Origin of the sequence: Sphingobacterium sp. MYb388 (genome assembly GCF_037479535.1) — a bacterium.
Taxonomy (GTDB): domain Bacteria; phylum Bacteroidota; class Bacteroidia; order Sphingobacteriales; family Sphingobacteriaceae; genus Sphingobacterium; species Sphingobacterium anhuiense.
The window spans coordinates 112,577-137,740 of sequence record NZ_JBBGYV010000005.1 but is presented as its reverse complement, the minus strand read 5'-3'; the positions used below and the strand labels follow the sequence as shown (position 1 = coordinate 137,740).

At 35.7% G+C, this 25,164-nt stretch carries 19 protein-coding genes; 8 read left to right on the top strand and 11 right to left on the bottom strand.

All coding sequences use genetic code 11. The features are described from left to right. Positions 1 to 112: 112 nt before the first annotated feature. Positions 113 to 619, bottom strand: a complete 507-nt coding sequence (locus WH188_RS16960; RefSeq protein WP_168126926.1) for an RNA polymerase sigma factor — start codon at positions 617 to 619, stop codon at positions 113 to 115. A gap of 433 nt (positions 620 to 1,052) precedes the next feature. Continuing rightward, positions 1,053 to 3,524 (bottom strand): DNA ligase D, encoded by a 2,472-nt coding sequence (ligD, locus tag WH188_RS16955; RefSeq protein WP_168126927.1) that lies wholly within the window; start codon positions 3,522 to 3,524, stop codon positions 1,053 to 1,055. A 286-nt stretch (positions 3,525 to 3,810) separates the two neighbouring features. Between ligD and WH188_RS16950 the strand changes: the two genes are divergently transcribed. Then, complete coding sequence (locus tag WH188_RS16950) at positions 3,811 to 4,554, top strand: 3-keto-disaccharide hydrolase (RefSeq protein WP_132773803.1); 744 nt, start codon at positions 3,811 to 3,813, stop codon at positions 4,552 to 4,554. A 103-nt stretch (positions 4,555 to 4,657) separates the two neighbouring features. On the opposite strand, the gene WH188_RS16945 is transcribed toward WH188_RS16950, so the two are convergent. Both WH188_RS16945 and WH188_RS16940 read right to left on the bottom strand, forming a co-directional pair. Next, a complete protein-coding gene (locus WH188_RS16945; RefSeq protein ID WP_132773801.1) occupies positions 4,658 to 6,250 on the bottom strand; it encodes a RagB/SusD family nutrient uptake outer membrane protein in 1,593 nt (530 codons plus the stop codon). 13 nt (positions 6,251 to 6,263) lie between these two features. Beyond that, positions 6,264 to 9,563 carry a SusC/RagA family TonB-linked outer membrane protein gene (locus WH188_RS16940; protein WP_168126928.1) on the bottom strand — a complete coding sequence of 1,100 codons (3,300 nt, stop codon included), beginning with the start codon at positions 9,561 to 9,563 and terminating at the stop codon, positions 6,264 to 6,266. A gap of 524 nt (positions 9,564 to 10,087) precedes the next feature. On the opposite strand from WH188_RS16940, the gene WH188_RS16935 reads away from it, so the two are divergent. Together WH188_RS16935 and WH188_RS16930 are read left to right on the top strand one after the other, a co-directional pair. Continuing rightward, positions 10,088 to 10,642, top strand: coding sequence for a hypothetical protein (locus tag WH188_RS16935; RefSeq protein WP_168126929.1), 555 nt, complete (start codon positions 10,088 to 10,090; stop codon positions 10,640 to 10,642). A gap of 193 nt (positions 10,643 to 10,835) precedes the next feature. Further along, entirely contained in the window at positions 10,836 to 11,153 is a 318-nt protein-coding gene (locus tag WH188_RS16930; RefSeq protein ID WP_132842363.1) for a hypothetical protein, read from the top strand. Between the two features lie 94 nt (positions 11,154 to 11,247). On the opposite strand, the gene WH188_RS16925 is transcribed toward WH188_RS16930, so the two are convergent. Further along, positions 11,248 to 12,231 (bottom strand): Gfo/Idh/MocA family protein, encoded by a 984-nt coding sequence (locus tag WH188_RS16925; RefSeq protein ID WP_168126930.1) that lies wholly within the window; start codon positions 12,229 to 12,231, stop codon positions 11,248 to 11,250. Between the two features lie 15 nt (positions 12,232 to 12,246). Then, positions 12,247 to 13,185: a LysR family transcriptional regulator gene (locus WH188_RS16920; RefSeq protein ID WP_311732290.1), complete on the bottom strand. Its 939-nt coding sequence runs from the start codon at positions 13,183 to 13,185 to the stop codon at positions 12,247 to 12,249. A 358-nt stretch (positions 13,186 to 13,543) separates the two neighbouring features. On the opposite strand from WH188_RS16920, the gene WH188_RS16915 reads away from it, so the two are divergent. The 3 genes from WH188_RS16915 to WH188_RS16905 are packed head-to-tail and all read left to right on the top strand — an operon-like array spanning position 13,544 to position 15,442. Then, positions 13,544 to 14,161 (top strand): NAD(P)H-dependent oxidoreductase, encoded by a 618-nt coding sequence (locus WH188_RS16915; RefSeq protein ID WP_339424433.1) that lies wholly within the window; start codon positions 13,544 to 13,546, stop codon positions 14,159 to 14,161. After that, positions 14,158 to 14,445 (top strand): putative quinol monooxygenase, encoded by a 288-nt coding sequence (locus WH188_RS16910; RefSeq protein WP_168126932.1) that lies wholly within the window; start codon positions 14,158 to 14,160, stop codon positions 14,443 to 14,445. Before WH188_RS16915 ends, WH188_RS16910 begins: the two co-directional genes overlap by 4 nt. A 13-nt stretch (positions 14,446 to 14,458) precedes the next feature. Continuing rightward, positions 14,459 to 15,442 carry an aldo/keto reductase gene (locus tag WH188_RS16905; protein ID WP_339424431.1) on the top strand — a complete coding sequence of 328 codons (984 nt, stop codon included), beginning with the start codon at positions 14,459 to 14,461 and terminating at the stop codon, positions 15,440 to 15,442. Positions 15,443 to 15,619: 177 nt separating this feature from the next. Here WH188_RS16905 and WH188_RS16900 read toward each other — a convergent pair whose 3' ends face one another. Next, positions 15,620 to 16,312 (bottom strand): alpha/beta hydrolase, encoded by a 693-nt coding sequence (locus WH188_RS16900; RefSeq protein WP_168126933.1) that lies wholly within the window; start codon positions 16,310 to 16,312, stop codon positions 15,620 to 15,622. Positions 16,313 to 16,613: 301 nt separating this feature from the next. Between WH188_RS16900 and WH188_RS16895 the strand changes: the two genes are divergently transcribed. Both WH188_RS16895 and WH188_RS16890 read left to right on the top strand, forming a co-directional pair. Beyond that, on the top strand, positions 16,614 to 17,201 hold the full coding sequence (locus WH188_RS16895; protein WP_168126934.1) for a glutathione peroxidase: 588 nt from the start codon (positions 16,614 to 16,616) through the stop codon (positions 17,199 to 17,201). Between the two features lie 374 nt (positions 17,202 to 17,575). Next, complete coding sequence (locus WH188_RS16890) at positions 17,576 to 20,140, top strand: SEL1-like repeat protein (RefSeq protein ID WP_339424430.1); 2,565 nt, start codon at positions 17,576 to 17,578, stop codon at positions 20,138 to 20,140. A 74-nt stretch (positions 20,141 to 20,214) separates the two neighbouring features. Here the strand turns inward: WH188_RS16890 and WH188_RS16885 are convergent, their stop codons facing one another. From WH188_RS16885 to WH188_RS16870, 4 genes are all read right to left on the bottom strand, one after another. After that, positions 20,215 to 21,231, bottom strand: coding sequence for a hypothetical protein (locus WH188_RS16885; RefSeq protein WP_168126936.1), 1,017 nt, complete (start codon positions 21,229 to 21,231; stop codon positions 20,215 to 20,217). Between the two features lie 92 nt (positions 21,232 to 21,323). After that, on the bottom strand, positions 21,324 to 22,280 hold the full coding sequence (locus tag WH188_RS16880; RefSeq protein WP_168126937.1) for a hypothetical protein: 957 nt from the start codon (positions 22,278 to 22,280) through the stop codon (positions 21,324 to 21,326). Between the two features lie 162 nt (positions 22,281 to 22,442). After that, complete coding sequence (locus WH188_RS16875; RefSeq protein ID WP_168126938.1) at positions 22,443 to 23,075, bottom strand: response regulator; 633 nt, start codon at positions 23,073 to 23,075, stop codon at positions 22,443 to 22,445. After that, positions 23,068 to 25,044, bottom strand: coding sequence for a tetratricopeptide repeat-containing sensor histidine kinase (locus tag WH188_RS16870; protein ID WP_168126939.1), 1,977 nt, complete (start codon positions 25,042 to 25,044; stop codon positions 23,068 to 23,070). The genes WH188_RS16875 and WH188_RS16870 overlap by 8 nt, the downstream gene beginning before the upstream one ends. Positions 25,045 to 25,164: the final 120 nt, after the last annotated feature.

The following is a 25,164-nucleotide window of genomic DNA, read 5'->3' as shown; positions in this document are numbered from 1 at the left end:
AATACCATTATAAGAAATACAAACAGGAAAGTTGAAAACAAAAAAAGAAGGGCTTCCTAAGGTCTAAACCCAAGGAATGCCCTTCTTTTCACAAAATGGAAATTAATCCTATTTAATTTTTATATGTTGATAAAGTTCCCTTTAGTCTTTTTCTTGCAATATGGATACGAGTTTTCACTGTACCAATAGGAAGGTTAAGATGTTCAGCAATTTCATTATATTTATATCCTTCGTACAGCATAGTAAAAGGTATGTAGAACCCTTCATCCAATTCTCCCAATGCTTTCTGAATATCTTCCATCACAAATTTATCTTCTCCACCATTTCTTACCGAAGAATATTGCAAATGCGAAGTACTGATCTCTTCTTCTGTTGTAATAAAAGAACGACTTTTAGTTGTACGTCTATAATTATTAATAAAAGTATTGCGCATGATGGTATAAAGCCATGCTTTTAAATTAGATCCTTCTTGAAAATTACGGAAATAGCTTACTGCTTTTAACATGGTATCTTGCAAAAGATCATTGACCTCGTCATAATCATTTGTAAAACGCTTTGCAAAAACTTTGAGCTCATTTGTTTGCTCGATCACTTGGGTGTTAAATTCTGTCTTTGTCATAAAGGATAGTTTTTTATTGCTGTACTTGCGCACATCTTTTGTTAACACTTAATCTAATTTTATCTAGCATGGATCATTTTAATATTCATGCATTGTTGATAACATTAAAGCAATCGCTGTGCTATATCCTTTAATATTTTTTCAAAAAAAAGAGTATTAATACCCCCTAAACCACAAGTTAAATCATCAACACTATTTTCAAACAATTAGAAATGTGTATTCAACCATTGAATTTATACGCAAGAGCGGGTATTTAACCCCAATGAAAGATCATAATTTTTCACATAAATGGTTAAATTTCTTTATGGTATTGCTATTCAACAAATAAATCGTCTACTTCTCTATACAATTTACTAAAAGTAAGACAAAAATTGGTATTTATAAATCTGAAAATATTCAAAACATCAATTAAGTGTTCGCGCTTTGACAATTGTTATAAGTTTGCTAAAGCTTCTTTAATATTACTAGGTGTGTCGAAAAAGGTTTTCCATGGATCCTCCACTTTCTTCAATCGCTCCGTTATAGTTTTTAAATTAAATTGCCTGATGTCCAAACCTTTCTTTACTTCCTCCCAATGTAAAGGCGTGCTGATAGTAGCACCAGGTTTAGGACGTATAGAATATGGAGCTGCGATGGTCTGTCCTCTTCTATTTTGTAAAAAATCAAGATAGATTAAACCCTTTCTTTTCTTAGGATCCCGGATAAGGCTTGTTGTATCAGGATGCTCCTCATGAATCATTTCTCCGATGAGCTGGATAAAATCGCGTACAACCTCATAAGTATACCGTTGTTTGACATACAAGTAGATATGTAATCCTGTCGAACCAGATGTTTTAATATAATCTGCAACTCCAACTTGTTGAAAAATTCGATGAGCGGTCTGCGCTATTTCAATGACCGAATCAAAATCTGCTCCATTTGGATCAAGATCCAATACAGCAAAATCCGGATTTTCCACCTTTTTATATGTAGATAGCCAAGGATTTATTTCAATAGACCCTAGATTCGCAATATATAATAAGGTTGCTCTATTATTGCACACCATATAATCGATATTTTTATCCGTACTTTCAGCATATATGGGCACGGTCTTTACCCAATCTGGAATTTGTTTTAAATCGACATCCTTTTGAAAAAAACTATCAGCTCCTATTCCATTAGGAAAACGATGAAGTGAAATTGGCTTATCTTTTAAGTAAGGCAATAGTAAATCACCATATTGTTCATAATATTCAAGCATTTCACCTTTCACATATCCTTCATCTGGCCAATATATTTTATCAAGATTAGTTAGTTTTACACTATGGCGGTTTATAGAAATTATCTTCTCTTTTACCCTTTCATTTCTGACCTCTTCCATGACGATCTCCTTAACTTTTTTATCTGTACGTAATCCCTTGAAAACAGGGTGACGTAAATGATGGTCCATTGTCCACTCTGAATAATAAACTTCGCAGACGAGATCCGGCTTCACCCAAGTCACTTCTTTTTCCTTCGCAATAGATACTTGAGGAAACGGCTTCTTGCTTATTATACGCCTTTTCAATTTATCCATTAATATTTCCAACAACTCATCACTAAATCCAGTACCACAGTTACCTAGATAGGTTAACTCCAAATTGTCATAGCACCCCAAAACGAGAGCTCCAAAAGAAGAACGGTTTCCCTGCGGTTTTGTAAAACCGCAAATAACAGCTTCCTGGCTTTGACGAATTTTAATCTTAAGCCATTGATTGCTTCGTTTTCCAGCATGATAAAGACTGGTAAGATCTTTGGCAATGACTCCTTCCCATCCCTTTCGTTCCGCTTGACGATAAATGGACATAGGCGTCCCTTTTAGTGAGGTAACCAACTCAATCATTTGACCTTTGAATCCTTTAAAAAACAAAGTCAATAGTTCTTTTCGCTCAGATAAAGGGTATTGACTTAAGTCATTTTCATCCAAATTCAAAATATCAAAGATATAATAATGCAGTTGATAGGAACTACCCAATGGTTCGCCGGTTGCCAACATCTGAAAATACGATTTACCTGTGCGATCTTCTATCACCACTTCCCCATCTAACCAAACATTCCTATTTAAAGCCATTAGCTCCTTCACAATGGAAGGAAATAGTTTATTCATATTTTTTCCATTTCGGGAATAAAGAAAAATATGTTCATCCTCTTTTACAGCAATAATGCGAAAACCATCAAATTTCTTTTCAAATAACCAATCATTCCCTTCGGGCATAGCATCGGTTAGCTTGGCCAACATTGGCGACAGCTGAGTCAGCTCTGGTTCACTATTATTCGATGGCTTAGCTATTCGTTTTGACTTCTTCTTTGCTCCTACTTTTTTATATTCTAATCCTTCTTTTTTTATTTTTTCAGGAACTGCATCTTCAGCATTATAGGATACTTCGGTTGCATATTCATCTTTATGTTTAATGAGTAACCACGACTTACCTTCTTGATCACCTTTTATTCTGACAAGAGCAAATTCTCCTTTGAGCTTATCTCCATGTAGGACAAACTTAATAGACCCATCCGCTAAATTACTTAAAAAACTATCTTCATCTTGTCCATTTAAAGACTCATAATACCCTTTATCAAAAACACTTACGGTACCAGCACCATAATTACCTTCCGGAATTGTCCCTTCAAAATTTGCGTAATCGACGGGATGATCTTCAACTTGAACAGCCAATCGCTTATCGGCAGGAAACAATGATGGTCCCTTTGGTACAGCCCAACTTTTTAGTACACCGGCAACTTCCAATCTAAAATCATAATGCAATCTGCTGGCATGATGTCTTTGTACAACAAAGCGCAATTTTTTATCACGTTTAATCTTTAACTTACCTTTAGGCTCTTCTGTACTTTTAAAATTACGTTTTTCGTGATATTGCTTTAGTGTATCCATGTTTTTAGTTATTGATGTACATGAAACCCTCGAAGGGCTCTATCATGACTGAATGAAAAACTAGGTGACGATAAAGTGTTTCCTTTTATAATTATAACGCTTAAATGCATCATTTTGTTAGTTTTGGCGGACAACCTTTTGTCCCGACTTTAAAACATGAGTTATACCCTCTTTTTCGATGATCATTTTCAATCACTCTGAACTTCAATCACAATAGTCTTACATAAAAGCATGTCAGATTTTAACATTGAATACTTATATTTACGTGAAATCAATCTATTACAAAATGAACAAAATTTATATATCTTGCTGTGTCCTCAGCATGAGCCTAATTGGTTCTTTAAGTTATGCCCAAACGAAATTTCAACCGCAGGATACCGAGTTTTATACTCCAGTACTGCGTACGGTGACAACTACTGAGAACAAAGCTCCTTCTGATGCGATCGTTCTTTTTGACGGCTCCAATCTTAATCAATGGGTAAGTTCCAATAACGTAAAAGAGCAGGCACCCTGGAAAGTACAAAATAACGTTTTAACGTCCACCCCAAAAACAGGGAATATCCAGACAAAAGAAAACTTTGAAGATTTCCAGCTTCATGTCGAATGGAAAAGTCCGGAAGTCATCAAAGGTGAAGGACAAGGAAGAGGAAACAGCGGTATCTTTTTGCAGGGTCAATATGAATTACAGGTCTTAGACAACAATAATAACCCAACCTATGTCAATGGACAAGCAGGATCGATCTATAAACAACAGCCACCCTTGGTCACAGCAACCAAACCAGCTGGACAATGGCATACTTACGACGTCTTGTATACCGCTCCACGATTTAATGCCGATGGTGTATTAATCAAAAAAGGCATCGTAACCGTTTTACACAATGGTGTTGTGGTACAATACAATACGCAGATCGAAGGAACTACGGAGTACATCGGATTACCAAAAACATTAGTTCACGGTCCAGGACCAATCGTATTGCAAGACCATGGCGATCTTGTTGACTTCCGCAATATCTGGATAAGACGTCTTTAATCAGTAAAAAAATAAAAATGGCCGAGTGAATTACACTCGGCCATTTTACATTCATATTTATAGCTTGTATCTGTAAAACTTTTTTTGCAGGATACAGACTACCTTAGTTTGTTCCTGAATAAGGGTTTTGATCAGCCTCTGAAAGTGCCGTATTATTGGCAATTTCCAATTGTGGTATTTGACAGAGCATACGGTAGTCATTAGAAGGAAAAGTTCCCGTTGGTGCCGGACTGCTTGCAACATAACCGTTCAAGTTCGTCACACCCCAAGTATAGTGCCCCTCTACATAAGTTGCTGTTTCCTGAATACGGATAAGTGGTTTTTGCAAACGCAATAAATCATAAATTCCAGTAACTCCCTCACATAACAGTTCCTTGCGTCTTTCCACATAAATAGCCTCTAGCAAAGGAGTTCCAGAAGCGGCAACTGTCAAGCCTTTAACTCCACGAGCCGTTTGCAATCTATTTAAATAACCCAAACCCTCACCATTACTTAATTGAGCTGAAGCCTCAGCCATAATCAATAACATCTCAGATCCACGCATTAAAGAAACCTCAGGTCTCGTATTTCCCTGTTTAGCACCATTTGCATCACCATAATGTTTGTACTTATTATACGCCCATTTTGTCGACCATTCTTTAGAAGCATTTTTAGTACGTTTCCAAAATTGGTAACGATCTTCCGTTTTTTCAAACAGTTTTTCATATTGACCATCAGCAAAGAAATCCAAAAATGAGTAAATAGGCCCATCCGTATAACCCTCGCCATAGCTTTCATCCTGGTTATACCAGAAGTTAAATTGTGTTCCTCCACCTAGGTTATTAGTCGTTGTAAATGGAACTGCCCACATCACCTCAGCATAGTTGTTTGTAATCACATCATCAAATCCAGACTGATACTGTGTCTTGGTCATCAATTGACTATAATTTGTATAAGCAGTTTTCGCCTCTTGATAAGCACCTTGCCAATTGTTCATCACCGAATACACACGTGCCAACTGACCAGAAACCACATACTTATCAATGGTCCATTTATTAGGCTGTGTATAATTAGCTAATAACGATTTTGCATCCGTCAAATCTTTGACGATTTGCGCATAAGTCTGTTCTACAGTAGCTCGAGGTAAATTTTCACTTTCCTTAGGACTCAAACGCAAAATAACACCTGGTTTCTGCTTAGCCAACATATAAGTTTGCTGATAATTTTGAATCAGATGGAAATAGCAAAGACCACGAATCGCTTTTGCCTGACCCATAATCTGGTTTTTTAATGTCTCTTCCCCCTGCGCGGCAGGCAACGCTTCAATAATGATATTTGTTTGATTGATGATTTTATACATCATCGTCCAAATTCCATTAGATAAACCTGTCGTCTGTGTTTTTTGCGGTTCATAAGTATATGCTGTTACCTGATTGCCTCCCATATTGGTGTGACTCACAATATCAGCACCCCCTAAATCAACATACATCTGCAAACCGGGTAAACCAGCATATACCCGATCCATTCCTTGATCATTGAAATACAATTGTCTATAAGTAGCAGTCAATACACGCTCCAATTGAGAAGCACTTGATAAAACAACATTCTCTGAAGTCGCTGTTGAAGAATTAGCATCAAGGAAATCCTTACAGCTTGTTTGCATTAAAACAACAGTTCCTAATGCAATATATTGTAAACTTTTAACGATATTTTTCATTTTCTATTCTTTCTTAAAATGACACTTGTAAACCAGCCATATACACTCTTCTTGAACCTTGGATTCCGTTATCTTTATCTGCAGAACCATTATAATTATTACCAGATAAAGCCGTCTCCGGATCAGAATAGCGATTCTTAGCCGACCCAAACGTTAATAAGTTGTCTCCAGAAACATACAGACGCACTTTAGACAGCCCCAGTCTCGCCATTGTAGCTGTCGGCAGCGTATAACCTAGAGAAACATTTCGAAGTCTTAAGTAATCGTTATCAAACACATAGAAATCAGAATTTTTACGGGTACTCGCATAGTCATCATTCGAAAATTTAGGTAATAAAGCCTGATCACCAGGTTTGCGCCAATGGTCTTCTATTAGATCCTGGATTACACCAACACCACCACGTACTGCTGTACGCTCCACATAAGCATAATCAAACATTTTAGAACCTAGCGAATAGTACAACATGAAGGACATATCCAACCCTTTATAATTAAACGCATTGGTCAAAGAACCATACACTTTAGGAAGAGCAGACCCTATACGTTGATAATCATTCGAAGTGACATCCTTATCATAGTTTTCCGTCATTTTCCAGTTTTCACCATCACGTATCCAGTAACGCATGTTTCCTGTTTCAGGATTAACACCTGCATTTTTCACCATATAAAATTCATACAAGGAATATCCCTCCGAAAGTTTATAACCAGCACCACGGTTGTTGTACGTAAATTCACCTCCTGGCAAATAAGTGATCTCATTCTTCAACGTCGAAAGATTCGCATCAATTTTCCATCTAAAGTTTTCATTACGGATCGCATCAGCACCCAATGAGAATTCAAAACCCGAATTTTTCAAATCACCTAAGTTTGTATTCAAACCATTCGCATTACCGACCTGTGCAGAAAGTGGAAACTCTTTGTAGTAAAGCAAATCAGAAGCAGTACGGGAGTAATACTCAATGGTACCGTAGATGTTTTTCAGAATACCAAAATCAAATGCAGCATTAAATTGCTTGTTCTTCTCCCAGATCAAAGCAGGCGTAGGAAATGCAGATGGTTTTAAACCCGCTTGACCATATAGATCGCTTGCTTCATATACACCCTGATAGGCATAGTAAATATCACCACCTCCAACGCCATTATCTCCTCTACGGCTTAACTTATCATTACCGGTAGTACCATAACTGGAGCGGAAGGATAAGTTATCTAACCAGCTCACATCCTTTAAGAAATCTTCCTTAGCAATCTGCCAGGAAAGTCCTGCGGAAAAGAAATTCCCCCAGCGGTTATCCGGATGAAAACGGGAAGATCCATCACGACGGAATGAACCTGATAAATAGTATTTACCGCTATAATTGTAATCTAACTTTCCGAAGTAAGATAGTAGAGCAAAACGATCTTTGTTAGATTGAACCTGCCAATTCTTTGTTGTCGAACTTAGTTCATATTGCCCCAATTGCATAATGCCTTCACCATAACCATAGTCGTAAAGACTGTTGTTGGTATACGATTCCTGACCGGCCAATGCAGAAAAATTATGATTACCAAAATCCTGATTCCAGCTTAAGATATTGTTAAACGTCACTGATTTAGTGTTCGTATTCGAGCGAGTCGCATTTCCACCATTAGTAAGCACCGTTACACCATAAGGAGCGAGCTGTCCTGCTCCATGAACTGCAGATCCGTACAAAAAGTTTTTAGAACTGTTATCGTCAATACTGAGGCTCGTTTTGAAACTCAAGTTATAAGGCAAGGTAACCTGAGCAAAGAAACGGGATGCCATCATCGTACGCATAAAATTATTAAAATCTTCATCATTGTCATTATTCCAATAATCACCATTATTCTGTAACACATTGGCTCCAAAGAAATTATTAACATAATCGCCATAATCGTACATGCGTTTACCTGTTTTTTCGGAGTAAACCCAATCTGTATTATCGCGATTACGTAAATAAGGTGAATACATCGATGTCGTAAACACTAAAGCACGTGCTGCACCAGAAACATTCTGTCTAGACCCACTGTAAGAAACATTTCCACCCACCTGTAACCATTTGTTGATTTGAGTCGTCACATTCGCACGGAAGCCATAACGCTTAAAGTACTGATTGGAAGCATATCCTTTATCATCTAGGTACGAAGATGAAAGGAAATAGTTTGTCTTTCCATCACCAGCAGTTCCCGACACATCCATGCCATAATCCTGTCTTAGTTTTCTAGAAAAAACAGCCTTATACACATCATAATCTTCTTCATTCCAGATCATTTTCAAGTTTGGATTGATATAGGGATTACCCTTACCATCATGCAACACATAGTCTTCATTGATATGCTGAAAAGGAGAAACATATGTAGGTTCACCTTTCGAATTGGTCACCTGCTTAAGCAGTTTACTCAAGACATTGTCCGAAGCCCAATCTCCGGCCTTGTCCGATGTTAAGTTATATTTATAGAACTGATCATTGTACATGGCTTCCCAAGTATTCAGTAATTGTTCCTGCGGAGAAGCTTTTGTCGGATTTTTGACTGCATTGTCCGAAGTACCCCATGCCGATCTAAAATTCAATTGCGGTTTAGCTGTTTTCCCCTTTTTAGTTGTCACCACGACCACACCATTTGCTGCGCGCGAACCGTACAATGATGATGCTGCAGCATCTTTCAATACTGTAACCGATTCAATATCCGAAGGCGATATTGAATTCAGTTGTCCATCATAAGGCATGCCATCCACCACATATAGCGGATTAGAATTACCCGACATAGAACTTATACCACGAATTTGAATACGGGTGTCACCGCCCGGGTTACCTTCATTATTCACCACATTAACACCTGGGCTCATCCCCTGCAATGCCTCTGCAAATCCCGATCCTGATATTTTCTCCAGCTGATCCGATTTCACCACCGAGGCAGATCCTGTAAAGGTTGATTTTTTAGCGGTACCGTAAGCAACCACAACAACTTCATCCAGATCATTTGATGTAGACTCCAGTTGCACATTCAAGGTACTTTCCCCTTTCCATTCAATTTCTTTAGATGCATAGCCAACATAGCTGATCACAATTTTTGATCCTGCAGGAATAGTCGCTAAAGTAAATCGACCTGAAGCATCCGTAAAAGTGGCGATCGATGTGCCCTTTACAGCAATAGATGCTCCTGAGATCGGACCAGTCGCATCTTTAACAACTCCAGAAATCTTAACTTGGTTGCTTTGATATTCAGACAGCGTACTGGCGATCGATTGGTTGAGACCACCAAATCCAAATACCATAGAAAAGGCTAAAACATGAAATAGTTTAGAATTTTTCATTTAATTTAGTTCGTTAATGTATGTTAGTGTGCATGATTCCAAGTGAACACGCAGAAACAAATAAATAAAATATTTTTAATAAAAACCATTAATTGCGAAAACAATTTAAAATTTAACTAACATTCATTAGCAAAACAGCAATCAAAAATCCATATTCATTGCAATAATCGCAACACAAGACCCTTCATTATAAATGAGCTAAATAGTAGAAAATGACCTTATTATGCTAGATTACCCTTACTTGCATATCAAGTTGAATTTGAAAAATCAAGGGTTTTAAGTACAGTCATGCTAAACTGATAAAAAAATGGATGGAGAGGCTATTGTAACACTAAAGTTAACAAATACTTTACTTTGGTCACCGTTCCTTTGTTGTAAAACGATGTACTGTCCGTGTCAATTAAATTGTGAAAAACAGCATAACAAAACATATTATAGTTTTTTTGTGAAACATCAAAAATGAAAGTTAAATTCGCATCAATCTTTTTGAAAAGTCCTTTTAAAATAAAAAAAATCATTAAACTATGTTAGCTGATATTCTTATTTCACTGATTTTACCATCCATCACTATTTGGACATTTGCTCGCGCACGAAAAAAAGAAAATTCATTTGAAAATACACAGCATGGCGTCAAAATACTTAAAAACCATATTCTCTTTGCCATACTAGGTTATTGCATAGGTTTAATATTTGTATTTTTTATAGGCTTAGGCTATTATTTCAATTGGGATATGGGACAAGATAGCTCCTGGCTCTTAATTTTATTTTCAGCGCTTCTCATGGCTAGCTTATTTTACGGATTCCTTTATATAACAAATTATTACCACAATCATAAAGTATACATAGGTGAAAATAAAATATCTGTGATCAATGCTTGGGGAAAAGCTAAAACAATCAATTGGGATGAAATCAAAGATGCAGAATTTGACAAAACCCGGCATGAAATACGTCTCTATGCACAAGATGGTACAAGCGTATGTATAAGTGGATTGCTCTATGGGTTGGCCGCATTTCATGCAAAACTTGCAAAACATAAACCGTATTTGGTTGCTAGAACCTTACGACCTCAAACATGGTAACCAGTTATGAAATTAACTTTCATTCAATCAAAAAGCGTCGCTAATCAGATTTGAAACCTTTTTAATTTCCTCAGATTACGACTAATCTTTAGATATGTAAAGATTTACTGAAAGCATAGCACTCTGACATCTCTTAAGAGTATTCCACATCATTTGCAAATAGCTGTAGAAAAATCTGTAACTTCGCAGGATTATGGGTTACGCAAAAGAAAGAAAAAAGCTTGAGAAGCTTTCTGAAAAAACAAATGAACTTCAACATTTTGATAGTGCAAATTTAGCTGTCATCACGGATATATTTGAACAATATTCACACACGATAAGAATACTAAAAAATAAAGATACCGCAACATTTAACGATCTTTATTTAAATGAACTGCAAGCTGTAAAGACAGCTAAGACAGCTTTAAAAGTATCTGAAGAAGTAGATCGTCAGATCCATTTCATGGCATATAAGGAAGTATTATTGGATGCGATTACGAAGACAATTCAAGCAACACTAGAGGTCGCTTAAAGTATGTCAGTCTATTTTGTAATAGACAAAAACATTAAAAAATAAGGGTTGTTCAATAATTGAACAACCCTTATTTTTTAAATCAATACCCTCATTATTCCACAGTAGCAAAAGCATCAATAATCTGCATTAACGTTACCGCTTCTTCAATGGAACTTGGATTAGCTCCCATATCCTTAAAGAAATTAACTGTACTTGCAATCATTGGTAGCTGTATATTTTCGGGATGATCAAATGAAAATTCCTCCTCTCCACTTTCATTTTTCAAAACAACTTTATTACTAAAAATTGAAAATGTTAAGCTCCCCGTTTCTCCAACTATTTCGCAGCAATCCACGTTATCCGACGATGCTACATTAAAAGACCAGCTTCCATTAAAAACGATCGTGTTATCAAAAACAATTGTGCCTCTTGTTTGATCAGCAACAGCACTATCCGTAGATTGAATTAGGCTAAAACCATGATAAGACAAAGGCGTGCCAAAAAAATAGATCATCAGATCCAATTGATGTGGTGCAAGATCAAAGAAATAACCACCACCAGATATCGCAGGATCTGTCCGCCAATCAGCAGCTCCCTTAGTGACTAAAGCCGGAGAACGGCTCTGCCAAAGACGCAACTCCACCATCCGGACATTACCAATAAGACCATTATTGATCATTTCTTTAATTTTTAAAAATAGCGGAAGCTGTCTGCGATAATGAGCAACCACCAATTTACCTTGATATTTCTGAACAGCATTTGCCAAAATCGACACTTCACTGGCGTTAAGTGCCACAGGCTTTTCAACATAAACATACTTTCCGTGCTTCAATGCTAAAAGTGCGTATTCCAGATGCGAAGATGGAGGAGTTGCAATATAAATGGCATTAATTTCGGGATTGTTTAGTATTCCGTCAACATCAGCATACCAAAAAGGAACTCCATGCCTATGCGCATAATCAGCAGCTTTCTCAGCATCTCTACGCATAACAGCAAGCAGCTCACTACCCGGTACTTTATTAAAAGCAGGTCCGCTCTTTTTTTCCGTTACATCACCACAGCCTATTATTCCCCATTTTATCTTAGTAGTTTCCATAAAATACGCTTAAAATTATCGGGCCATTACTTTTCTAAACAATGTTTTAATATGATCAATTTCTTCCTGATGGAGTGTCTTTTTTCGACAACCAAAATATAACGTATTTTTGAGTTTTTTATCTCCTTCCCACACCAGTTGGATCTGCCCGTTATCAATCTCAGTATTACATAAAAAATCAGGCACAACAGCCAGACCTCCACCTGCACTTAAACAGCGTACGATAGAATTCAGATTGGGGACAATATAATTAGGTCTAAAATCTGGTTTTTTACCAAAATTTAAGTTCCAAAAATTAAAAAGATGTTCCATATCGCCAGTTGTACCGTACCACTTCTGCTGTTTCAGCCAATCTTCAATAAAACCCTTATTTTTTGTTTTCAGGACTTCTTTAAAAGCGTCAATATCGACCTCTTTACCCCCTACAAGTACTATTTTTTCATATGAAAACGGTTCATGCTCAATATTGGCCGACACCCCCTTTTTAGGGGTGATGATCAAATCTAGAATACCTTTGTCCAGCTGATCAAGCATTTCGGGATACTCACCGAAACTGATAATCAGATTAAAAGGCAGTGTCGAGACATATTGTTCCAAAGTAATCTGAAAAGTTTCAAAACACATGCCTACACTTATTGTCGGGATATGTTTCTCTGTTGAGCGCTGAAAGTTTTTCTCCACCTCCTCGAGTTTTGTTAAGGGCTCGACCAACGCATTATATAATACTTTTCCATGTTCTGTTGGGATCATTTTTCGACCTGTACGGTCAAACAACTTATTACCAACATAGGTTTCTAATGAACTTAAATGCAAACTAACACCCGGCTGTGAAATAAATAAGATTTCCGCAGCACCTGTTAATGTTCCTGTCTTATAGATCGCTTTAAAAGTGCGGTACCATTCCAAATTAACCATATTATCAAAAATATGATTTAAAAATACTAAAAGTATCATAAAAATAATACGTCTATAATAATAAAAAGATTATAAATGCTAGTATCGGTCATTTTCACTAGAACATAAACCGTCATTTTTCAGAATATTAACAAGGTTCATTAATGCTCACCCTCCTAATTCCTATATAATCGTCTATATTAAGTTTGGTAAATCATGTACGGTATGATGTGAAAATACAAGTATCATAAATATAATACTTAATTATAATTTATACTATTTCTGTAATAACAAAAACCCCGATACCTTTGTAACAGTAAATTTAAAATAAAGCAAAATGAAATATCCACGATAGCCTAACAGCAATAAAAATAATCTGGATATTCCATATGCCCATTAAAAGAAAATTCATTTACATATGAAACATATATTAATTATCAACGCCGGACAATCATTCGCGCATTCAAGCGGACGGTTCAATAAAACAGTAACCGAAAATACAATCGCTTTTTTTGAAAAATTTGACTCCGTAGAAATCAAAGTAACCCATATTGCAGATGGTTACGATCATGACGAAGAAGTTCAGAAATTTGTTTGGGCAGATTACATTATTTACCACACTCCAATGTGGTGGTTCCAGGTACCAAATGCTTTTAAAAAGTATATTGACGAAGTGTTTACCTCAGGGCACCGTACAGGCATATACCACAGTGACGGCCGCCGCTCTGAAAACCCGGACATCAACTACGGAACTGGTGGTATGTTGCAGGGTCGCAAATATATGGTGACCAGCAGCTGGAATGCGCCAAAGACTGCCTTCACTTTACCCGGAGAGTTTTTCAATCAAACCAGTGTAGATGACGGTCCTTTATTTGGTTTTCATCGTATGAATGCATTTGCATCCCTTGAAAAATTAGAAAGCTTTCACTTCCATGATGTGGAAAAAAACGCAGACATATTACGTGATATGGAAGCCTACCAAAAACACCTTGACAAAGTATTTACCCTACAACTAACAGAAGCATTAGTATCATGAAAATACATTTAACAGCCATCATTAAAACAAAAGATGAACATAGAGCTGCAGTTCTTTCCGTACTGCAGCATATGGTAGAGCAAACCCGAAAAGAGGATGCCTGCGAACTATATAGCCTGCATCAAGGAATCGATGACAGCAACCTGTTCACCTTTTATGAAATATGGAAGAGCCAGCAAGGTTTAGATGCGCACAATCAGCAACCCTACATCCAGGCATTTGGTGAACTTGTAGCAGATAAGCTTCAGGAAAAACCAATCATTCTTGCAACAACATTAATTTAAAAACAACCGCACAATGGAATATAGAAAATTAGGAAATACAGCATTAGAATTATCGGCCATCACGTATGGATCATTTGCCATTGGAGGCAATATGTGGGGCGGAAATGAAAAAAAAGACTCCATTGCTTCCGTACATGCATCACTTGATCACGGTGTGACAAGTATTGATACTGCACCTTTCTATGGATTTGGTCTCAGTGAAGAAATGATCGGCGAAGCCATTAAAGGAAAAGACCGATCAAAAATACAGTTACTGACCAAATTTGGTTTGGTCTGGGATGGAAGTAACCAGGGAAAAGGTGAATTTTTCTTTGATGCATCAGAGAACGGTAAAACAATACCGGTATATAAATTTGCATCTAAAGCCAATATCATTAAAGAGCTGGAAGAAAGTTTGAAACGTTTGGGTACCGACTACATCGATCTGTTGCAGATCCATTGGCCGGACTCGACTACCGCTATCAGCGAGACGATGGAGGCTTTAGGAGTTCTGATCCAGCAAGGAAAAATCCGTACAGCGGGCGTTTGTAACTACAGCGTTGATCAATTAAAAGAAGCATCGGCAACACTTACCCTAGCCAGCAATCAGGTTTCATACAGCATGCTCAACCGCAGTATTGAACAGGATCTAGTGCCTTATGCATTGGAAAACCAAACCGGCATTATCGCCTACAGCCCGATGGAAAGAGGACTACTGACCGGAAAATACTTCACAGAAAACACCTTAAAACAAGATGACCACCGCAACGGTTATTTCTCACAGTTTGATCTCGAAAAAGTAAAAAGCCTGATCGCAACACTTGCCCCTATTGCACAAAACAAGGGAGTTACCGTAGCACAATTGGTCCTTCGCTGGACAACATTGCAACCAGGCATCACTGTGGTATTGGCAGGCGCCAGAAATGCGTCACAATCGATAGCCAATGCACAGGCAATGGATATCAATTTTACTGCAGAGGAACTTATTTTAATAAATAACGAACTATCAAAATTATAAGTTTTATAAGATTATTATCCCTTAGAAATGAAATGTATTCAATGACTCGCTCTAATACATGCATTTTTAAACAAACAAGACCAGAAGTTAAAATTTCTGGTCTTGTTTCCATTCTAAATTAAGTTACTTATATCTCAATGGTTTATAGACAACTCTAAAACAGTATTTACTTTAAATTTACAAAGCTTGTACTGCTTTTATGATGAAATCTGCAATCTCTTTAGGATGGGAAGCCATAGAAGCATGGCTGGCATCAAGACCAATTACCTCTTTTGCCTTTATCCTTTCGGCCATTTCCTTTTGTGTTTCAGGTGGAATCATATGATCGTTATTGGAAATCTGATACCAACTCGGTTTTACTTTCCAAGCGGGTTCATCAGCCTCAGCGCCAAAAATACTGCCATGAGTAGGTTTCTGAGACAAAGCCATTACCATTGATTCTATAGGATCAAGATCCTGTGAAAAACTCTCATGATACTTGTCATACTTGATCCAAAGAAAACCCTTCGCATCAGGGACAATATTAGCAGCACCGCTGGGCTGCTCTCTACGTGAAAAAATACCTCCTAAACTTTCACCCTTGTCCGGAGCAAATGCCGCAACATAAACTAGTCCCGCTACATTCTCATGATGACCAGCCCCTGAAATCACAGCGCCACCATAAGAATGTCCAACAAGTAGCACCTTACCTTCTTCTTTATCAATAAGATCGATCGTTCTTTCAATATCAGCGGCCATGGAGGTTAAAGAATTCTGCACGCTTCTAACCTTATATCCTGCCTCATATAAGATTTTTGTTACTTTACTCCAATGTGATCCATCTCCCCAGGCTCCATGTACCAAGACAATTGTTATATCATTCTTTTCCATACTATTATATTTATTTTACAAAATTCAAATAACATCTTTATAAATAAATAATCACACTTTTTTGTTTGTCATAAAATAAAATATATCAAAAAGGCATTCACAAGCTGTTTCAATAAATTCCCTAGGATGTTAAAAGAATTTATCCGTCATTAATTTAAAGTTGAATGTATAGGTAAGGAAAAAACTTATCAAAATATGTAACTTAGTACTTTTTACAATATTTAGCCAAGTAATTTTCATCGAGTTATTTTCTTGTTATAAACATATAATATCTTTTACTTTTCATCAACGCTACATTACTATGAATTTCAAACAAAAAATACTACATACTTTATATCCCCTAATCAAAAAACTTTCCAGATCCGGAAAAATGGGAACAATATTGCATGCTCCTTCTGGCAAAACTGCACTACAGTCTTTTTACCAGTTAACAGCAGTAAAAAGCAATGGTATGACAATAGACTTCTCAGATTTTAAGGGAAAGAAAGTAATCCTTGTCAATACCGCTTCTGATTGCGGTTACACACGTCAATATGAGGAATTACAAGCGTTATATCAGAAAATGGGCAACCGCATTGCTATCATCGCTTTTCCGTCCAATGATTTTGGAGAGCAAGAAAAAGGCACAGACAAAAATATTGAGCAATTTTGTCAGGTAAACTTCGGAGTCACCTTTCCTGTTGCAAAAAAAAACATAGTGATCAAATCTAATGAACAGCATCCTGTATTCCAATGGTTAACTCAAGCTTCACAAAATGGATGGAATGATCATGCACCCGATTGGAATTTCAGCAAATATATAGTCAATGAAAACGGTAATCTAAGTCATTATTTTGCGTCGAGCATATCTCCTTTGGATCCAGTATTTTTAAAAGCATTGGAAAGTTAAAATTTTATTAAAACATCGATTATGTTTTAGTGGCCAGAGATTTTACTAGGTATTTGTCTCAAAATCTATTTAAAATTTTTCATTAAATTCATCGCATAACGCAAATAAATGTATCTCATTAGATAACTTGTAAAAGGATTATAATATTTAGTATTGTTGTTATTAAATAAAGATACTATTTTCAGTAAATTTTAAACAATATTTTTCATTATTTTGACCGATATATCCCGAATACTGTTGGTTCTATGCTATCATAAATTCTGAAAAATATAACTTGTATGCAGATATCATTCCTTAAAAATCCCCAATTTCAGCGAATGTTTTAAGAAACTAATCTTTTTATCTTTGATCAGGATCTTAATAAAATTATAAAAATGGCACATCGCATTTACATCTATAATATCGACTCCCAATCTGGTGAAAGCTATCCCTATTATTTGGGAGAATGGAACTACGAAATACCCCCTCTTTTATTACCACTTTTTGCTTCTGAAATCAGGGCAAAAGGAAAACTATTATATGCAAACCGAGAAGCGGGAATTGTGTTATTAAGGCAATTCTACACGCTATTGGCCGATGAATACCAATTGCACTATAAAAAGGTGTATTACGAGCCCGTCAATCAGCTATTTGATTTGTTAGAAAACTTACCCTATGATACGTTCTTGATCGATGGTACGGATGTCTTCAATATGAATGAGGAAAGAAAATCAGAACAAGCGAAAGATTGGGTTATTGAAATCCAACAAAAAAATAAAAGTTACCTAAAGGCAACAAAATCTCAAAGCTTAAAACCGCTCGATAGTATATTGAAAGCATCCGGTTATCAAAATTTTCTTGAGGCTCTGAAAACAGATTGGATAAACTACGGATTAGGATATTGGAATGAAGATGTTTATAAACACGATTATGCTGAAGTGTTTACAGAAAATGATGTAAAAGGATTAAAAGATATAAAAGGTAATATCATTACTCCTGCCTACTATGATGAAATATCTGAATTTGAGGATGGAATTGCAGTTATTCAAAAAAACAACAAATTTGGTTACCTAGACACAAAAGGAACTGAAATAGTTCCACCAACTTATGATGATGCATCTCATGTTTTTGAAATTTATTACGGACTAGTTTCAGATTACGATTACGAATTTAAGCATCTAGTTGGTTGTGTAACTTCTGATGCTAAGGTTGGGCTTATAAATATGGTAGATCATCAATTGCTTATTCCACCTATTTATGAGGAGCTAACACATCTATATGGGAATTATTTTAATGCAAAAACAGGTAGCACATACACGTTAATCAATCATAAAAATGAAAACGTCATCAATCAAGATAGTGAAAGTCCTTTTGATTTTGACGGGAGTGAACTTTTCTTTATAAAAATTGCAGGAACTTCAAAGCGTAAGTATTTTAATAATAGAGGGGTCCATATTGGCGATTATCTCGAAGATGTATTACATGTACTGCCCCATAACTTTTTCTATGTAAAACCAAATAAAGGGAATAAAAAAATTGAAATTATCAAATCTGATGGAAAAATTCTTGATACAGAAATAGATCAGGTAATCACACTTTCGAACTACCAGACTTTTGTTTACCTTAAGGCTAAAAAATGGTTTATTTATAATCCGATAAATGAAAATTATCTAAAAGAAGATGCTAATATTCAAAAAATTGAAATTGATTATCTGGCAAACTTCTTTAAAGATATCTACATATTATATACCGAAATTGGTAATGGAATTTTTGATGCCTTTAACAACCATTGGTTACTAGAGCCCAATGCTTCTTATCTTAAAATCGAACAGCTTGAAAAACACTTTTTAAGAGTGCACTTAAAAGATGGAATGCAATATTGGGATGGACAGACCAATCAATTAAGTCCAATTTACGAGTATGTTTCAGAAGTAATTGACCATCATAACGATGAGCTTTTCCTCTATCAGAAAGAAGAATTGTTTTGTCTTGACAAACTGATGAAAATCAGAAAAATTACACCTGAGGAGATGGGTAAATGCTATAACCAAAAAGAGAACTTAAGGGGAAAAGACTTAGCTTTTTTCTTAAAATATTACACCGGTTGGAAATCTAAAATCGGCGCAAATTACTTTCACTATTTCGATAATCAAAGCTTGTACGAATTAGGTCTTGATCTTTTGAAAAAAAACAAAATAGAGGAGGCAATTGAAGTTTTAAAAATAGGTGTGCAGCGAAAGCATCCTCAAATGATGACCGAATTGGCCATGATTTATACCGATACCGAAGATAAAGTTCATGCCAACCTAGCTTTAGGTCTCGCATTATATGAAAAGGCTGCAAAATTAGGAGAAAAGAATGCCTGGAACAATTTGGGATATCACTATCAAAATGGCCTGGGCTGTAAGAAAGATATTGATAAAGCAGTAAATGCATACACTAAAGCTGGAGAATTGGGCAATGGATTAGGATGGGCTAATTTGGGAGATCTTTATTACCACGGCCAATGGGTAGAAAAAGATGAAGACAAAGCGTTAGATTATTATTTAAAAGCCCAGAAATTATATTATTTCAATTCGGATAAGCTAGCCGATATATATTTTACAAAAGAAGATTATAAAAAGGTTCTACCGCTTTTAAAAAAAGATTACGATGAAGAATTTTCACCTATTTACTATGGTATTATGTATGAACGTGGCCTCGGTGGATTAAAAATAAATCTTAAAAAAGCAATCAGCTATTACGAAAAAGCAATGCAGATAGGTGTTTACCATCATGCTGTAAACCAATTATTATATTATTATAGACCTGCTTCAGAATATGCTGATGAAGTTCAATTTGCAAAATGGTATGCGTATGCGGAAGAAAATAATATCGAAATAGATCTGAAAATCTTAGGTCTTGATAAACAGCGAAAAGACACATTAGGTTCATTTTTTAAAAATCTATTTAAAAAGTAATAGTGCCATAAATAGTAATGTCTATAAGACCAGAATATTCTGTGGCCTTATAGACATTACTATTTACTGATTATTTACCACTTCACCAACTTACCGATCCGATAAGTCAATACTCCAGTTGTTGGATTATAGCTATCTGTCGACAGAACCGGCATTGGCATTGCAATCTGATCCTGATCCGGATGATGTGTTCTGTTATGATGAGTTTTTATTTCCTTTGGAATAAACTCTTTATCATTTATCCTCAAATTACTTAAAGTCATATCAATGACTGGGATATCCTTATATCGGAGATACCCCTCTCCTAGTTTACGATCCTTACTGGCAAAATCAAACGCTTTATGATACTGCTCTGTAAAGTATATGATACTTTTGCCCATCACTAACTTCTTGCCAGGAAAAGCCATGGAACCTATGGTATCAATTTTCTTAGTTTCCAAATTTTCAACCGTGTAGGTTACCCACGTATGTTCCATATCGCCCCAGGCGAAATATAGATCTTTAGGATTATAGTGTTCTGGAACTGCTTTTCCAGGAACATAATCTGCTTTTGAAAGTTTTAGGCGATATTTTCCCTTATTCCAATTAAGTTTATTGCGAACACTGATGAAATCACCTTCGCCATCACTACTGTTGTAATATCCTTTGGAGCGAGTAGCTTCCTTACTTCGTTCATACCAACGCGAAAAAATCCCACCTCTGCCGATCTGCTGATAGGAATTATCTTTCACACTAAAACCATCAGAATGGGTTTGGATGCCCCCATATATAGGCATACCATTTAAGCTGATGTTGAAAGGTGAAATATAAAACGCATAATCATCAGGAATGTCATTCAATATTTCTACATCGATACTGAAAGATTGAAAGTCACTAACAGCGCTATCTAAAGTAACGAAAGAGTTTGTAAAATGAAGAGGTGCTAGAATCACACTATCGGGATAGGCTCTAGAATTTCTCATCTTTTTCTCCGTTTCCTTATGAAGATCGCTGTTTTCATATTTTTTCTTAAGCTCTTCTTTAGTCTGCGCCAATAGACATGTACTTGAAAGAGAAAGAAGCAATAAAATAGAATGTATTGAATATCGCATTGGGTTATAATTTTAAGACCTAAATTACACTTATTTTTAAATATTCAAATTTAATCACAGCAAATCTTAAAAGAAAAAAAGTAAGGTTAAAATTATGATGTAGGCAGATCAACACGAACACCATTTTTCCAATAACATGGCTTATAATTTACAGGAACGTCTCCTGTTGAACCTGTTACATAAACATCTTCACCGTTAATAAAAATTCCTGAAGCTTGAGCATTATCTTCTAATTCGTGAAGAACGCCGTTTTTCCAATAACAAGCAGTATGACCAGTACTGTTTGATTGATGTTTATTAATTAATCCAACAGCATAGATATCATTGTTCGATTGTGTAATCTGCAGAACTTCACCATAACGTTCATCCAATACAACAAGTTCTTTATTTTTCCAATAGACCGGAAAACCACAATTACCACCTATATAAACTGTATTTGCACTACCTTGAAAAATTGTCGTTACTTCTTTAAATATTCCTTTGCTCGGCAACGGTAATTCTTCTGGCGCAGATACACCATTCCAATAAAAAGGTTTACCTATAGCTAATGAGCTTCCTCCGAAATTTCCAGAAACCTTTCCATACATACCTGCAAACAATGGTTTATCATTATACATAGTCATAGTACGTAGGACCCCCACACTATCACTATTCATTTTTACCTTCACATTGTTTTTATAATAATACATAACGGTATCTAACAGGAAGCTACCTTGGTCCATCTGATAGGATTCTTTTGCTCCTGACTTATTTTTATATTCAAAATTTATTCTTGATTTATCATCAATAGCTTTACGATAAAAAGTTCCATTCGGAATATTTTTAATAAATGTAGTCGCATCTATCTTTAGACCATCTAACCAATAGACTGTACTAACTTCACCAACAAAGGATCGATAGCCACTAATTGCAACGTGGCCATCAGTCGCGATAATGGATAGACCATTACTTAAGAGCTCCTGTTTGACATCCGATTTTTTACAAGAAAAAAATAGAAATATAATTGAAAATATAGCTAAAAGGCGACTAGGATATATGCGACTCATCATCAATGGAATTTATGTTTACTAAAATTGATTAGTTGTATTGTCAAAGTTAAAAAAAATATAAAGATCAAGCATATATTAATAGTACTTTTTACAGGCTAAATATAGTTGTCGTTTGGTTAGATGAAATGAGTTAAGGATAAGAAATTGTTGAAATAATATAGATTAGATCAATTTATTCTCTGTTGCAACCCTTACTAATTCGATCATATTTTTTGCCTGAAATTTTTTCAGGAGATTTCTGCGGTGAGTTTCTACCGTAATGATGGAAATGAATAACTTCTCAGCTATTTCTGCTGATGTTAGTCCGTCAGCTACAGATTTTAGAATCTGCTGTTCTCTCTTTGTCAGTCGTGGTATTTCGAAAGTATTGAGGGAAGGCCTTAACATAATCTGCTGTACTTCTTTACTTAAAGCAATCTCACCGCCCAATGCTTTTTCGATGCACGCAACGATTTCTTCTGAATCAGCATTTTTTAAGATATAACCATTACCACCATTTTCTAAAAACCGGAAAATAATACTGCGCTCAGCCTGATTGCTTATACCAAGTACAATGGAATGTGATGATTTTTGTTTAATATTTTTACAAAAATCCAATCCATTACCATCACTTAAAATAATATCCAATAATACAATATCGACTGTATTTTCCTGAATAAAATCCAATATAGCGGCACCTTTTGTAAATGAAAACACTTGAAATTTATGTTCATTTTGAAGTAAAGATCTTAGTCCCTCCACAATCATCGGGTGATCATCAACTATTGCCAGATTTAACGTAATTTTACTAGACATAACATTCGACATTTATTGTAGTCCCTTCCCCTTTTGCAGAAGTAATATCTACCGTTCCATTAATCAATTGTACACGGTTTTCAATGTTCTTTAATCCTAATCCTTTTGTAATTTGATTTTTATCAAATCCAACGCCATCGTCTTCAATGGTAAGATTCAAAAGATTGTCATTCTGACTGATCTGAACAATTACATTATTTGCCTGTGCATACTTGATGACATTGCTTATACTTTCTTGGGTAATGCGATAAAGAGCAAGCTGAGTTTCAAAAGGAATATTTTCCGATAAATCAAAAGCTTCGAATTGAATGCGTAATTTTTTATAACTCATGGATTCACAAAGCTCTGATAATGCAGTTTCAAGACCTAGATTTTTTAAGGTCTCAGGCATCAAATTTCTAGAAATACGACGCATTTCCGAAATAGACCTATCTAGCTTTTGGACGATATCATTTGTTTCATTAATATTTCCTATCCCATCCTTTGAAATGGACATTCTGATGTTGGCCAGCATTCCTCCCATACTATCATGTAGATCCTGGGCAATACGCTGACGTTCCTGCTCTTCTCCTTGTAAAAGAGCGTGTGTTGCATCATATTTCCTTTTGTTCTCAATACGTAACAACTGTTGCTGATGACTCAAACTGATTTGTTCATTCAATTTCCTCTGTTTCGAATAATTGAGATAGGCTAAGAATGCAATAACCAAACTCAAACCAAGCGCAATGCCCAATAATATAGTACGCAGATTCTTATTTCTAGCTAAGAGTTCATTTTCCTTTTTTTCCTGTTCTAAACGATTTATGGTTTGTTGCTTTACTGAAGTTTGATGTGAGATTTCCAACGCGTTCATTTTCTCCAGTAATTTTTTTTGTTGCAGGCTATCGCTTAATGCGCTTGACTTTTTTAACCATTGATAAGCTTGTTTATAGTCGCCCATTAATTCATTAACCGTAGCCAATTGGGTTATTATTATCTTACGATTGATACCTTCTTTTGTCAAGATATCCTCATCTAAAATCCCCTCCATTAAGGCTTTAGCTTTCGTATAATCTTTTTGCATCAGATAAACATTATACATCCTAAATTTTAACATCTGCAACATCTTTCCTTGCTTTTTTATTTTTGCCAATGGAATACCCTTACTTAGATTTTCCAAAGCTGGAGTAAATTCCAGTTTTGTTGTATGATACATGGCTACCTGATAATAATAATTAGCCGCATGCTGTGTATTGGGATATTTTTTAATAAGTGCTGTTGCCTTGTCCAGATAGATTTTTGCAGTTTTGCTGTCAGGTTTATAACAGTAATTACTAACAAGATTGAGATAAGTAATAAGATGAGCTGTATTTTGTTCAGGTATACTAAGGAGTTGCTCCAATGCCTTTTTTTGATATTCTTCAGCAGTATTAAGCTGTCCAACAGACATAAAAGTTAAGCCTAATTGGGTATAGCAATAAGCTAAAAGTTCTGTATTTCCACTTTTTTCACTCAAGGGTATACATTTCTCAGTCAAAGTCTTGACTAAAAAATCATAACCTTTTTCCTCCATTTGCATGTATGCGTAGTTATACCAAGATTTGATCAAGGTACCTTTATTCTTTGATTCTTTTTCAAGTATAGATATCGCATCATTGTACAATTGTTTAGCCTTAGTTTTATCACCTTGACTTGTTTCATACACTGCCTGGTAATAACTTAAAAGTCCGGAGCTTAAAATATTTTTATTCTTAGCGTGTAATACTGCATCCAATGCCTGCTTGCTTTTTAAAGCGTCTGTTGGCGCCCAATATTCTGAAAGCAGTAAATAATTGTAGAGGCGTGTACTATCGCTATTACCACGATTGATCTGATCATTAATTTGCTTTACATAAGCCTCTTCATCCAACGGGATAAGCTGTTGTGCTTTCGCATAATATGCAAAAATAAAAATCGAAAATATGATTGATAAAAAATATCGCTTTAACATGGGTTTAGTAATTAAATGACAAATATCTGCATAAAAAGAGTTGATCTTTTATTTGCAAAAAAAATCATGGTAAACCATTAGAAATTAAATCATGGTTTAAGATGATTGTTCAAATAACCC